Below are 13,579 nucleotides of genomic sequence, written 5' to 3'. Positions count from 1 at the left end.
GCAAGGGAGCTATGAATGCATAGCTCCCTTTTTTTTGCACGAATTTTCCTGAATTCGCATATATAATGAAAAACCTGTCGATAATGTTTATGTACGGCTATTGCAATTATCGGTGAAATTGACTAGAATGAAATAAAATGAAATATTCTCATAAAGACTATGATGAGGAATAGTAACGGTTTAAACCAGTAAAGAGAGTTGACGGATGGTGCAAGTCAACCTGGGATGGTCGTGAACTCGCCTTGGAGTTCCGGGTGTGAAGGTAAAAAGTAATGCCTGGCGTTTTAATCCATGTTACGGATGTTTTAAGCTGGGCGGATTTTAGCTATCGCCAATGTGGGTGGTACCGCGGGAAGATATACATAATCCTCTCGTCCCTATTTTGGGATGAGGGGTTTTTTATTGTTTTTTATACGGAAATTAGGAGGAAATCAAATGAGTTTTGACCATAGAAGCATAGAAACGAAATGGCAAAAGTATTGGGAAGGAAATAAGACATTCAAAACGGGTGAAGAAAGCGGCAAACGTAAATTCTACGCTCTGGATATGTTCCCATACCCTTCAGGGGCCGGTCTTCATGTTGGGCACCCGGAAGGTTATACGGCAAGCGATATCCTAGCACGGATGAAACGGGCGCAGGGGTATAATGTATTGCATCCGATCGGCTGGGATGCTTTTGGACTTCCGGCAGAGCAATATGCGATTGATACGGGAAATGATCCAGCTGAATTCACGGAGCATAACATCAACACGTTCCGCCGCCAAATCAAAGCCCTTGGTTTTTCTTATGACTGGGATCGCGAAATAAACACGACAGATCCCGACTATTACAAATGGACGCAATGGATCTTCTTGAAATTATATGAAAAGGGCCTTGCATATATTGATGAAGTGGCCGTTAACTGGTGTCCGGCACTTGGCACGGTATTGGCTAACGAAGAAGTCATCGATGGGAAAAGTGAGCGTGGAGCCCATCCTGTTGAGCGCCGTCCGATGAAACAGTGGATGCTTCGTATCACGGCGTATGCAGACCGCTTAATCGACGATCTGAATGATGTGGATTGGCCGGAAAACATCAAGGATATGCAGCGTAACTGGATTGGCCGTTCCGAGGGAGCGGAAGTTACATTCAATATCGATGGCTTTGATGAATCATTCACGGTGTTCACGACTCGTCCGGATACGTTATTCGGTGCAACATATGCCGTATTGGCACCTGAACATCAGTTTGTCGATAAAATTACGACGGCTGATCAAAAGGCGGCAGTTGAAGCCTATTTAGATGAAGTGAAACATAAAAGCGACCTGGAAAGAACAGACTTGGCAAAGGATAAATCAGGAGTGTTCACGGGAGCTTATGCCATTAACCCGGTAAACGGCGAAAAAATGCCGATCTGGATTGCCGATTACGTGTTGATCAGCTACGGAACAGGTGCAATCATGGCCGTTCCTGCCCATGATGAGCGTGATTATGAATTTGCAGTCAAGTTCGACTTGCCGATCAAGGAAGTCGTAGCTGGCGGAGATGTGACAAGTGAAGCATATACAGGCGATGGACTTCATGTAAATTCGGAATTCCTTGATGGATTGAATAAGGAAGATGCAATTTCGATGATGATCAAATGGCTGGAAGAAAAAGAAATTGGCACGAAGAAAATAACATACCGCCTTCGCGACTGGTTATTCAGCCGTCAGCGTTACTGGGGTGAACCGATTCCAATCATCCATTGGGAAGACGGCACGATGTCTCCAGTGAAGGAAGAAGATCTTCCATTGATTTTACCGAAAGCTACGGACATCAAGCCTTCAGGTACAGGCGAATCACCACTTGCGAACATATCGGAATGGGTGAATGTAACGGATGAAAACGGACGTAAAGGGCGCCGTGAGACAAACACGATGCCACAGTGGGCAGGAAGCAGCTGGTACTTCCTTCGTTATATCGATCCTGACAACAAGGAAGCACTTGCAGATCCTGAAAAATTAAAAGAATGGATGCCGGTCGACATTTATATTGGCGGCGCTGAGCATGCAGTGCTACACTTGCTTTACGCTCGTTTCTGGCATAAATTCCTGTATGATATCGGTGTCGTGCCAACGAAGGAACCATTCCAAAACCTATTTAACCAAGGAATGATCCTTGGCGAGAATAATGAAAAAATGAGTAAATCCAAAGGGAATGTCGTGAACCCGGATGATATCGTTGAAAGCCATGGTGCAGATACACTTCGCATGTACGAAATGTTCATGGGGCCATTGGATGCTTCGATTGCCTGGTCCACAAACGGATTGGACGGTTCCCGTAGATTCCTTGACCGTATCTGGCGTCTATTAGTCAACGATGACGGTACGATCACAGATAAGATGACAGAGACGGATGACACGGGCAAGCTCGAAAAAGTCTATCATCAAACTGTTAAAAAAGTGACCGAAAACTATGAGGAATTGAAATTCAATACGGCTATTTCACAATTGATGGTATTCATTAATGATGCTTATAAAACTGATTCGCTTCCTAAGGTATATATCGAAGGCTTCGTAAAGCTGCTTGCACCAGTTGCACCGCACATCGCCGAAGAACTTTGGTCTATACTGGGCCATTCCGAGAGCATCACGTACGGAACATGGCCGGCTTTCGACGAAGCGAAGTTAGTGGATAACGAAGTCGAAATCGTCATCCAAATCAACGGAAAAGTCAAAACGAAATTAATGGTGCCGACTGACACTACGAAAGAAAAACTGGAAGAAATCGCGATGGGTGATGATTCCATCAAAGAACAAATCGATGGGAGAACCATTCGTAAAGTGATTGCTGTACCAGGCAAATTAGTCAATATCGTCGCAAACTAAATAAAAATGATTGGAAGCTGTCCCGCATATTTTTACTGCTGGGACAGCTTTTTTTTGCAGAAATTGGCTGAACTTAGGAATTAGGTCATGTTAGGATTTTCACCGATTTAAATCTATTAACATTAATCTACCGAATGTTGGAATTTTTTATCGTCATAAGATGACCATCGGAACTTAAATATCTAGCTTAATTGGTACATGGGAATCATTTTTCGGCTCGATGACCAAATAAATCAAGCGTTTGACATAAAAAAGGGAAAAAATTGGTTGATAAAATTTTACAGTGTGATAGTTTGGTATAGTACTGTTATTTTTTAACCAATTATTGGAGGGGAAAACGTGAAATTTAAGAATGTGAGTCGAATTACGGCGTGTGTACTAATTTTTGCACTGATTTTCAGCTTGATGGTTCCGCTAAATTCTCAAGCTGCAGCTGTAACACCCATTGAAAATGTAAAAACGATTAAAAATGGGGACACTCTGGACGGGAAGTTTGAAAAACCGGATGTTCAATGGTATCAAATCAGTCCCACAACAGAAGAAATACAAAAGTTCTCCCATATTGAATTCGAAGTCAATTCGGACAAAATCTTGAATATTTCCGTATATCAAGATAAAGAAAAAGCAGAAAAAGATGAGAGCAATTATTTTGTCTCTTCTTATCCTGATGAAAAAGCTGTAGTCGATTTCCCATATGCTTGGGAAGGCACATATTATGTTAAAGTTGAATATTACGGCGATACGGATGATGAGGGAAATCCTATCCCGGATGCGGAAAATGTAGCTGAATACTCCATCAATGCGCATTCAGTGACATTGCCGCCATCTGCCGGGGACGAAGGGGAAGAACTCGAATCATGCCCGGTTGAAGTGAGTGTAAACGATAAGAAAACGGGAGAATCCATGTTGAAAACACTCCGCGTGTTTAGAGATGAAGTTCTCACGAAGTCGTCTGAGGGACGCACCCTTTCCTCTTTATACTATAAGGCTTCGCCATTCCTCGCTCTTCATCTTGCTGGTAATAAAACGGCAAGGGAAGCGGTATATAATCACTTAGTCGAGATTAAGCCCCTTATTGAGGATCTTAATGAAAATGGAGCAAGCAGTACGGCAGTCATTAGCAACAAGCAGCAAGAAGCGATTAAGGCCTTATTCAATAAGTCGGCAGACGTAGCACCGGCTGGATTGAAAAAGGATATGGAAGCCATTGCAAAGAAAATCAACCTTGATAAGCTTGCAGGTGAAAGAATCGTCGATATCGCAAGCAAAGCGGGAATCGAACTTCCGGCTTCGAAAAATATAAAGAACAAATATATCGTCAAACTTAAACCTGGGAAGTCATTAAGCGCTGTCCAATCCAAGGTAAGTGGAAAAGGATTTGGAACATTATCGACACCTAAGCAACAAGAGGTTCTGTATGATGATATGTATGTCGTAGAGTTAAAGAACCAAGCTAAAATGAGCACAGCAGCTCTATCCAGTATCGAAAAACTTCCAGAAGTGGAATATATCGAAGCGGTAAAAACGTACAAAGCACTTTCTGCCGACATTCAATCACCGTATCAATGGTCTTTAGATAACGCTGGTGGGGAAGAAGGCATTAAGGGAGCAGACATCGATAACGAAAAACTGCAGAACCTTATTAAGAAACGTAATTTAAAAGATACATTGGTAGCGGTTATCGACACAGGTGTCGATGATTCACTAGCGGATTTGAAAGATACGGTTCGCATGGACTTAGGCAAGAATTTCATTGATAAGAAAGTAGATGCAGTCGATGACAATGGCCATGGTACACATGTATCCGGAATTATCGCTGCCAAAGCAGATAATGGTTATTCCATGCAAGGAATCAATCCAGTAGCTAAAATCATGCCTGTGAAGGTCTTGGACTCTTCAGGGTTTGGAGATAATGAGAAAATTGCACTAGGCATTAAATATGCCGTGGATCATGGTGCAAAGGTCATTAACCTTAGCTTGGGCGGAGAATATAGCAGGACGATTGAATATGCCTTGAAACATGCCGCTGCCAAGAATGTAATGGTTGTCGTAGCAAGCGGTAATGATGGGATGGATGGTCTTTCTTATCCTGCATCATCTAAATACGCGATATCCGTCGGTGCAACCAATGCCCTTGATTTAGTATCCGATTATTCCAATTATGGATCGAAATTGGACATGGTCGCTCCAGGGACAGGCATCCCGAGCCTTGTACCTAATGGGAATGTTACCTACATGGATGGTACATCAATGGCAGCTCCGCATGTTGCGGCAGCTACAGCCTTGTTATTATCTGGAAACCCTGGGTTGAAAGTGAATGAAGTAAGGGAAATCCTTCATGAGACATCGGAATATGTCGCTTTTGAAGAAGAAGATAATGTAGACCCTTATGAGGACTATCAACCAGAAGATGGAGAAATCATAATACCGGAAGAAGAACTGCCTATCGGAAAAGATTTAGTATCTGGATATGGAAGGCTGAATGCGTACAGTGCACTTAGTGCAGTGGATTTACAAGCTAAAGTCAATCTTGTGATGGATACGCAAACAAAACTGACAGGTTCAGCTAAAAAAGGTTCAGTAATCGAAGTGAAAAGCGGAAACAAAACGCTAGGTAAAGGAACGGCGGCAGCTAATGGAACGTTCACCGTTAACATTCCGCTCCAAAAAGCTGAGCAGCTGCTTACTGTGAGTATCTCTGATTCTTCCAAACTAGCAGCATCTTCAATCAAAGTGTACGTGAATAAGGGTGCAACCCCTAACAAGCCAACTGTAAAAGTTTTAAGTGACAAAGATACGTATGTAACGGGTCAATCACAAGCAGACATGAAAATCACGATCAAAAATAGCGCAAAAAAGGTGATTGGTTCAGGTAACACGGACAGCAAAGGGAATTTCAAAGTGAAAATCAGCAAGCAAAAGGCTGGCACTAAACTTTCAGTCACAGCTACAGACTTAGCAAAACGTGAAAGCAAGGCGGCAACCGTGACTGTTCTCGATAAAACAGCCCCAGATGCACCGAAAGTGAATGAAGTAAGTGATAAAGCTACTTCAGTAACTGGTAAAGCGGAAATCGGTTCAACCGTTACCGTGAAGCACAACAATAAAAACATCGGAACGGCAACCGCTGATAAAAAGGGGAACTTCTCTATTAAAATCAGCAAGAAAAAAGCAGGATCGGTGTTATATGCCTCTGCAAAAGACAAAGCGGGCAATACAGGAAAAGCAGCAAAAGTAACGGTTAAAGATAAAACCGCTCCAGGTGCACCGAAAGTGAATGAAGTAAACGACAAAGCAACAAAAGTAACTGGTAAAGCGGAAATCGGTTCAACCGTTACCGTTAAGTACAGCAATAAAAACATCGGAACGGCAAAAGCTGATAGTAAGGGGAACTTCTCCATCAAAATCAGCAAGAAAAAAGCAGGCTCCGCATTATATGTGTCAGCAAAAGACAAAGCGGGCAATACAGGAAAAGCAGCAAAAGTAACCGTTAAAAAATCTAAATAGCAGTGAAGGCCGTTTAACATACATGTTAAACGGCTTTTTTTTGTGAGAAAACGAATGAAAACACCGATCGATGATGAGCGGTGTTTTTGCCTGCGTATTGTCATTGCATGATTTCAGATCTGGAGTTTTGCGTTTTAATTCTGAAACTTCATGTACTCGCCGTTCTTATATCATTAATCTGTTCAATAATAAATTTCAGGAGGAAATATGATGAAAAAAGGAAAAGCAAGAGTAATAGCATTAGGTACTATTTTAGCCTGCTCAATCGGGTTAGGAACGCTTTCGGTTGAAGCTGGGAATGAGAATTCGGGATATTCCTTTACGATTAAGAAAGAGCAAGCAAACACATCTACAGGTACAGATTATCGCCAAACGACTACAGAACGGAATACATGGAAAGTGAGAATGTATAAATCAACAGAAGGAACTAATACGGTAACGACGTATTGGCTCGAAAAAAGCAACGGCACGAACGTATCTCCTTCAGTGAAAGTTACAGCTGGTAGCGGCGGTTTAAATAGTGGGCGCAATCATTATGTTAAAGGCAATGCAGGTGCGAATGCCGCTAATGTTAGGTTAACGGCTGAGAATAATAATGTAAGTTCTAGCAGCTATTCCGTAAACGGATATTGGGATGAGGAGACAGGGAGAATATTACCTGGACAGTATAAAGAATCTTACACCACGGAATATAATAAATAAAAAATGATGAATATGGTGAAGCCACCTTGGATGATTGTTGATTAATGGTGGCCTTATAAAGGGAGACAAAATGAATAGTTATTATTATCGATTAACAAATAATAAAAAAACAAAGTTCATCGTTTTATGTATTGTGGCGATTGTTATTATTGATATTTTTATTTTGATCGGCAATGTTTCAGAGTCATGGATCATGCCCCATCTAGCCACTTTTTTAGCGGCAAGTTCATTAGGTCATATGATGCAAATACTACTAATCTGGTTTTTGCCCATTTTTCTATTGATCATGTGCGCCGACAGCTATATTCAAGACTATAAAACAGGCTATCGTTATATCGTAGCGACCACAAAAGGGCGATATTCTTATTATAAAACGATGTTATTAGGAAATATGTCATTTTCCTTTTTAGTGATGGTTGGTTGCTTATTATTTAATATGCTCATTGCATATATGGTTTTCATGAATGGTGAATTTGACACTGGGTTGACCCCAGATTTATTTCCGGAAAATCCTTTATATACACTCGCCAACAAAATACCTTTTGTCACTAATGTGATTTATATCATCATTTTTGGATTTTTCACTAGTTTATGCGCAGGGATGGCTACCGTCCTTAGTTGGTGTTTCCCCGATATAAAGTATACGTATCCGTTAAGCTTTGTTATTTGGTTTTCACAAATTTTAGGACTGAATTATTCATTAGCAATGATCATCCAGCCTTTTAACGAAGTGACCTTGGAAGCTTTCATTTTGATTTTCTTTAAATCTACCATCCTTTTTTTAGCGATTATCACGGTCGGGTTCATTTATAAGGTGAAAAGTGATGAAGTCTAATCCAAAAAAAGTGTATGTATTCATGCTGCTTTTACTGTTATTTGGATGTTTATGGATGATCAATAATATTCATTATTTGAAAATAAAGCAACTAGACCCATCGTATCCATTGATCATTGATGTAAGTGCGAGTGTAGATGGCTATCTCTCAATTAAAAATTTACTGATCACATATATTATTCCTTTGTTACTATTTTATCGCTTTTTTATTGAAGATGAGCATCCACACATAATTGTTCGATTAACATCAAGAGCCCACATTTATCGGAGAAGGACTATCCAAGTACTTATAAGTTCATTTATATATGCATTTAGCATTTTATTGAATCATTTCGCAGGTGTTTTCATATTCGATAGATTTCATTTTATCTCTTTAAATTTTTGGAACATATGCCTTCTTAATCTAGCGCTATTAACATGTATTTATTTCTCGATTGGAATGCTTTATTATTTTATTTTTGATTTTTCCAATTCAATCATTGCGATGGCAGGAACCTTTTTTATATGTTTTCTCTTATATATGGTGAAGAGTCAGCTAAATATTGCTTGGGGCCCTGCCAGCGCCGCAAATGTTATCGATCCTTTATTAAGCAGCGGAATTACAGGATATCAATCGCTGATTTTGTTTGGAAAAGAGCTATCGCTATCTCTCGTAATGGTTTTACTTGGGCTATTTGCAATCGAGAAGAAAGATTTCATGTTTGGTGTTTCTGATGACTAAACGAATTTTCTTAACGATGTTGATCGTCATGTTGTTGCAAATTTTATTATTTGATTATTTCGATGGCTCTAAAGCCGATCTTACGGGATATATGATCGTTAGCGGAGTTCCAATCAATAATAAATTTGTTCTATTGGGGACATGGTATATGTTTTTTTCTGGATTGAGTTTTTTTTCGTTAGGTTATTTGCGGCAATATATATCCGGTTACGGGCTATACCTGTTGATCAGGGAAAAAAGCAGGGTGAAACTTGGGCTTAGAAGAATCGGGAACTTAATGATCCTTATTTCTGGGTTATCTTTAATCCAATTTCTTTTCTCAATCGTATTCTCTTATATAAATAATGAGGACCAGGCTTTTTTTTATGATGATGTCCATTCATTCATTTGGATAGCAGGTCTTTATATGATGTCCAATATTGTCCTTGTTTTTATTCAAATGGCACTCGAACTACATTTTGCGGAGGAAGTATCCTTATTACTGATAAATGTTTATGTGCTTTTTTCGGTTACATTAGGCGGAGTTCTTTTATCTGCCCAAAAGCTGACATGGGTCTTATATTTTTTGCTTCCCAATTTCGGCATGTATCTAAGGTTGGATGTACTTGAAGCAGGTGGAATATCCCCAGTAATTGCTTATATCGTTTTAACCGTAATAACGATCATTTTAACTGTTTTAACATATATACGATTAAAGAAAATCGATTTAATTTGACGAGGTGCACAATGACGACAATAAGAATTAGCTCTTTACATAAAAAGATGAGGAAGAAGACACTTTTGCATGATATCAATTATGAGTTTAACGGCGGGAAAATTTATGGTTTGTATGGAAGGAATGGCTCCGGTAAAACGATGCTGCTTAGAGCGATTGCAGGGTTAATCATGCCGAGCTCAGGTGAAATATCAATAGACGAAAAAATTCTTCATAAGGATATTTCATTTCCTTCTAACATTAGTGTCATTATTGAAAACACTTCCCTGCTGCACCAGTACGATGCCTATACAAATCTAAAAATATTATCAAAAATCAGGAAAATCGCCACTGATGGGGATATTAAATTGGCGATAAAAAGAGTCGGTCTTGATCCTGATTCAAAAATGAAGGTCGGAAAGTTTTCGTTAGGGATGAAACAACGTTTAAGTGTCGCCCAAGCTATATTTGAAAAACCGGATATTTTATTATTGGATGAACCAACAAATGCAATCGATGAAGAAGGCGTCACTCAAGTTTATCAAATCTTGAAAGAGGAGAAAGAACGCGGGGCACTCATCATTTTGACAAGTCATCATAAACAGGATTTGGAAATGTTAGCGGATGAATATATAAAGATGGATAATGGAGGAATCGTTCTTGACTCTAAATAAAAGTATGGCAGCTTTAAGCTTACTCGTATTAGTAGGCGGATTCCTTATATATAAAGTGTACTTTGTTTCATCAGCAATCAGTGCGGATAATAGAAATACTGAAAATAATGCAGCATCCTATAAGGTTTTGGAATCACAAAAAATCATTGTCGGGAAAGATATCGATCCAGGCTATTATGATATCAAAGCCCTGGATAATGAAACGGAATTTTTTGGTGATAAAATGCACAAAAATGCCGTTTTACATGCAGTGCCCGTTCATATGAATGGGAATTTGTCGATTAAAGGGAAAGTTGAATTCAAGCCTTCAGAATTTGAAAATGTAGAGAGAAAGGGTCAAAAATACATCCTTGAAAAACCTGGTTATTATGTAGTCGGTGAAGAAATACAAGCGGGGAATTATGTACTATCACGGACATCCGATAAGATCCGAGTGTTTGTCGATATAAAAGATGAAACGGAAACCGAAAGTTTGCAAACCATTCAATGGGAAATAGATGAAAAAGTAAAAAAGCCAATCGAAGTTGAACTGAAGAATGGGTATATCATATATATTGATAAAACGGGAAAATATGGTTATTTATCAAATGAGAGTGACCTGTTATTGGAGAGAAATAATGAGGATAGTGAGTAATTTAATGGGATTAAATACTTCCGAAAATATTAGGAATCCAGCTCAAAAATGGCGGATTCCTTATTTTAAATGTAAATACCTAGGGCGGGATTTTCGAGGGTCCATATATCCGCCGTTTATTTGATGTCCGAGAGAGCTCGCAATGACTACTGCTGCGAAGAGGAGGATGATTTTCTTCAATTAAATATCTTCTTTCCGTTTTTTTATTTTTAAAGATTACACCCAAATGCCTCTTCTTTCAACCCCCTTTTTATGGATGTCGAATTAATTGTGACAAACATTAAATGACCTTTTTTAACTAATGTATCAAAGATAAAGTAGCTGGTATTAATTTAGAAGTGAAAGACTTTAAATAATTCACTAATAGAGATGAGAATAATAAGAGATTGTCAATTTATGGTAGTAAACTCTTAGCGGACTCTCATTTGCTTTTGGATCGCCAAATCCACCACTTCGATCTTGAATTGCTCTTAAAGCATGAGTTTTTCTCTAGCTTGATACAGGATACATGTAATTCGTCGGGCGGCTAATTGGGATTACTGTAAGGCTAGGGAGATGACTGAAAGGGGAGGTCTTGATGCGGTAAATAGGGCGGATTGAAATAACAATGCAGGTGCAAGTTCGATTCAACTTGCACCTGCATTTGTCAGTTCATTTAGTGAATTCACTTCTCAGGAGGTAGACAACATCGTATTCCTTCAACTCTTCCATATGGCCATCCATATCACTATAAAAATCAGTGGAAAGTGAACGTATGCCTTCATTTCCGCTTGAGTAGCATATACTTGCCAATGCAAGCTTCTTTGTACTGTTTATATTGAGTTGGCCAGCACTGCCCGAAACCATCGAATCCTTTTCATCAATGGTTTCAGGATAAGTAGCTGTAGTCATTCCACCATCGTTTTGAATGCTGATATTGAACATCGATTGATCTTGTTCCTCATCCGTTTTGGAGGTGGTGAAGAGGATTGTCCCATTCTTTTCAACCCCAGTTGTCATGCGGCCTTTTTCATCTTCAACAAGTTTACCAAATTCATATTTTTCGACCCAGACGGACATCTCCTTGTATGTATCGTCAACGTTGAAATCGATAAGAAAGGAATGTTCAGCTGTATTCTCCAGAATGGCTTTTTCCCTTGCTGTCAGCTCAGGAACTGAAAGGTTATTCTCGGATTTTGGATCATTATCCTTACAGGCGACTAAAGAAAGTGAGAGCAGGGATATGATGATGGATAAAATGATCTTTTTCATGATTTTCACCTCTTGAATAATTTCAACCTAATTAAAACCAATTCTTATATATTATAACATTATAATGAAAACTGGAATCGAAACACGGCAAAAAGGCAAGCAATCGTATGCTTGCCTTTTTTTTTGCATTTAGAACGGTTGGGAAAGAGCCTTATTGGCAACATCGACGTCACTTTGAAGCAATTGGTTCAAGTCGTAAGCAGGATAGAGGTTTCTTTCATAAAGGTAGTTGAAAATCTTGGCATGGGTATCGATGGCTCCATTTAAATGTTTCTTAAATACTTTTCGAAGAGAAGGGGTGGCTGTTTCAGTAATGGCACCTGCATAATTTTTGATGGATGATTTGGCAAAGCCGAGCAACTCCCCTGCAGCAGCGGCGGATGCGTCATCCCTTAATACATCGTCATCCCGGCCGGTCTTAGGCGCCAATGGGTAAAATTGCAGCAGCTCCATGATGTTTTGGGTAAGGGTATCGATCGTTTGCTTATATATCGTTTTTAAAATAGGATCTTTTACTTTTGGATAAGCTTTTTTAAATTTCATAAGTGCATTGGACTGGGCGGCGACCAATTCATGAAGCTCGAGTGTTTCATGCCAAGCAAGATGTGAATGGGTGGGTTTCATTAAAAATCCTCCTGAACGAATAATCTTGATAGGTTATTCGAACAGTGGGCTATTTGTAAGTTGTCTAGTGAAAATCTTTATGGGAAGAGCTGTCCCATCTTCGATTCACATTCACAGTTTAGAAGGGACGCCATGTTTTATTGATATTGCTCGAGAACAGAGAAGAACTTTTTGGCAAATTGGTAAAAAAGTTTTTCTGATGGAGCCAAGTCCCTATTTTTGGGAGTGATGATGCCGACAGTCCGCTTGACTTCGGGGGTATCGATCGGAATTTTGACAGTCAGTCTTGGAATGACTTCATAAAAGGTACTGTCAGGGAGCAGACTGACTCCGATTCCGGCAGATACGAGCCCTTTTATGGAATCCATGTCTTCACCTTCCGAGGCGATGTTCGGTGCGAAACCGGCTGCTTTGCATGCTTCGAGAGCGATAGTGTGAAAGATGTATCCTTTTGGAAACAAGACGAAGGGATCATTTCGTAAGTCATTTAGGCGCAGACTCTGCCTTTCAGCTAATGGGTGAGTTATGGGCAGTAAAGCGGAAATGTTTTCCGTGAACAGGATATGACCTTCGATATCTGGATCGTTTGTCGGAATCGGTCCAAGGAAGGCTAATCCGATTTCGCGATTTTTGACAGCTTCCTTTAAAGAGGAATAAGATCCCTGTCTTAAGTGGAAGCCGATATTCGGCTGCTCATCTTTAAAAGCGGAAATGACGGTAGGAAGTAAATGGGTGGAAAGACTGGTCGGGAACCCGATTTTAATGCTTCCGTGTTCAGGGTCCAAAAACTCCTCAATTTGATATTTGGCATATTCTATCGCCTGTATCGCCGTTTTGGCATGGATCAAGAAAATTTTACCAATTGGAGTTAACTGGATATTCCGGCCGATTTTTTCGAATAAAAGTACGCCAAGCTCATCTTCCAGTCTGGAGATTTGCCGGCTGATTGCTGATTGTGCGATATGCAGGTGTTCTGCGGCTTCAGAGACGTGTTCTCTCTCGGCGACCTCAACAAAATAACGTAATTGTCGTAGTTCCATTTATTCATCCTCCTGCCATTCATCTCAAATTGAGATAGATTCTATTA

11 protein-coding genes and 1 other annotated feature are annotated in these 13,579 nt (G+C 39.8%); of the genes, 8 read left to right on the top strand and 3 right to left on the bottom strand.

The annotated features are described in order from the left end of the window. Positions 1 to 150: 150 nt before the first annotated feature. Positions 151 to 382, top strand: a binding site (T-box leader). A gap of 53 nt (positions 383 to 435) precedes the next feature. From leuS to NYE63_RS25300, 8 genes are all read left to right on the top strand, one after another. Next, complete coding sequence (gene leuS, locus NYE63_RS25335; protein WP_342603258.1) at positions 436 to 2,850, top strand: leucine--tRNA ligase; 2,415 nt, start codon at positions 436 to 438, stop codon at positions 2,848 to 2,850. 405 nt (positions 2,851 to 3,255) lie between these two features. After that, the gene (locus NYE63_RS25330; RefSeq protein WP_342605868.1) at positions 3,256 to 6,357 is read left to right on the top strand and encodes an Ig-like domain-containing protein; all 3,102 of its coding nucleotides are present in this window, start codon (positions 3,256 to 3,258) and stop codon (positions 6,355 to 6,357) included. Between the two features lie 210 nt (positions 6,358 to 6,567). Continuing rightward, positions 6,568 to 7,059, top strand: coding sequence for a DUF2712 domain-containing protein (locus NYE63_RS25325; RefSeq protein WP_342603257.1), 492 nt, complete (start codon positions 6,568 to 6,570; stop codon positions 7,057 to 7,059). Positions 7,060 to 7,129: 70 nt separating this feature from the next. Continuing rightward, entirely contained in the window at positions 7,130 to 7,894 is a 765-nt protein-coding gene (locus NYE63_RS25320) for a hypothetical protein (protein ID WP_342603256.1), read from the top strand. After that, positions 7,884 to 8,615 (top strand): WxPxxD family membrane protein, encoded by a 732-nt coding sequence (locus tag NYE63_RS25315; RefSeq protein ID WP_342603255.1) that lies wholly within the window; start codon positions 7,884 to 7,886, stop codon positions 8,613 to 8,615. Before NYE63_RS25320 ends, NYE63_RS25315 begins: the two co-directional genes overlap by 11 nt. After that, positions 8,608 to 9,330 carry a DUF2705 family protein gene (locus NYE63_RS25310; RefSeq protein WP_342603254.1) on the top strand — a complete coding sequence of 241 codons (723 nt, stop codon included), beginning with the start codon at positions 8,608 to 8,610 and terminating at the stop codon, positions 9,328 to 9,330. The genes NYE63_RS25315 and NYE63_RS25310 overlap by 8 nt, the downstream gene beginning before the upstream one ends. An 11-nt stretch (positions 9,331 to 9,341) precedes the next feature. Then, positions 9,342 to 9,983, top strand: a complete 642-nt coding sequence (locus tag NYE63_RS25305; RefSeq protein WP_342603253.1) for an ABC transporter ATP-binding protein — start codon at positions 9,342 to 9,344, stop codon at positions 9,981 to 9,983. Next, on the top strand, positions 9,970 to 10,617 hold the full coding sequence (locus tag NYE63_RS25300) for a hypothetical protein (RefSeq protein ID WP_342603252.1): 648 nt from the start codon (positions 9,970 to 9,972) through the stop codon (positions 10,615 to 10,617). The genes NYE63_RS25305 and NYE63_RS25300 overlap by 14 nt, the downstream gene beginning before the upstream one ends. Before the next feature lie 651 nt (positions 10,618 to 11,268). Here NYE63_RS25300 and NYE63_RS25295 read toward each other — a convergent pair. From NYE63_RS25295 to NYE63_RS25285, 3 genes are all read right to left on the bottom strand, one after another. Continuing rightward, entirely contained in the window at positions 11,269 to 11,868 is a 600-nt protein-coding gene (locus NYE63_RS25295; RefSeq protein WP_342603251.1) for a hypothetical protein, read from the bottom strand. 129 nt (positions 11,869 to 11,997) lie between these two features. After that, entirely contained in the window at positions 11,998 to 12,492 is a 495-nt protein-coding gene (locus NYE63_RS25290; protein WP_342603250.1) for a spore coat protein, read from the bottom strand. 137 nt (positions 12,493 to 12,629) lie between these two features. Beyond that, on the bottom strand, positions 12,630 to 13,532 hold the full coding sequence (locus NYE63_RS25285; RefSeq protein WP_342603249.1) for a LysR family transcriptional regulator: 903 nt from the start codon (positions 13,530 to 13,532) through the stop codon (positions 12,630 to 12,632). Positions 13,533 to 13,579 lie beyond the last annotated feature (47 nt).

It is taken from the genome of Peribacillus sp. FSL E2-0159 (assembly GCF_038643155.1).
GTDB classification, from domain to species: Bacteria; Bacillota; Bacilli; order Bacillales; family DSM-1321; genus Peribacillus; species Peribacillus simplex.
Note: the sequence above shows the minus strand (reverse complement) of the source record. Positions and strands in the feature narration are given on the sequence as shown.

Bases quoted from the DNA above. Each gene is read 5' to 3' on its own strand.
- leuS (WP_342603258.1), top strand. From the start codon at position 436: ATGAGTTTTGACCATAGAAGCATAGAAACGAAATGGCAAAAGTATTGG.
- NYE63_RS25330 (WP_342605868.1), top strand. From the start codon at position 3,256: ATGGTTCCGCTAAATTCTCAAGCTGCAGCTGTAACACCCATTGAAAAT.
- NYE63_RS25325 (WP_342603257.1), top strand. From the start codon at position 6,568: ATGAAAAAAGGAAAAGCAAGAGTAATAGCATTAGGTACTATTTTAGCC.
- NYE63_RS25320 (WP_342603256.1), top strand. From the start codon at position 7,130: ATGAATAGTTATTATTATCGATTAACAAATAATAAAAAAACAAAGTTC.
- NYE63_RS25315 (WP_342603255.1), top strand. From the start codon at position 7,884: ATGAAGTCTAATCCAAAAAAAGTGTATGTATTCATGCTGCTTTTACTG.
- NYE63_RS25310 (WP_342603254.1), top strand. From the start codon at position 8,608: ATGACTAAACGAATTTTCTTAACGATGTTGATCGTCATGTTGTTGCAA.
- NYE63_RS25305 (WP_342603253.1), top strand. From the start codon at position 9,342: ATGACGACAATAAGAATTAGCTCTTTACATAAAAAGATGAGGAAGAAG.
- NYE63_RS25295 (WP_342603251.1), bottom strand. From the start codon at position 11,868: ATGAAAAAGATCATTTTATCCATCATCATATCCCTGCTCTCACTTTCT.
- NYE63_RS25290 (WP_342603250.1), bottom strand. From the start codon at position 12,492: ATGAAACCCACCCATTCACATCTTGCTTGGCATGAAACACTCGAGCTT.
- NYE63_RS25285 (WP_342603249.1), bottom strand. From the start codon at position 13,532: ATGGAACTACGACAATTACGTTATTTTGTTGAGGTCGCCGAGAGAGAA.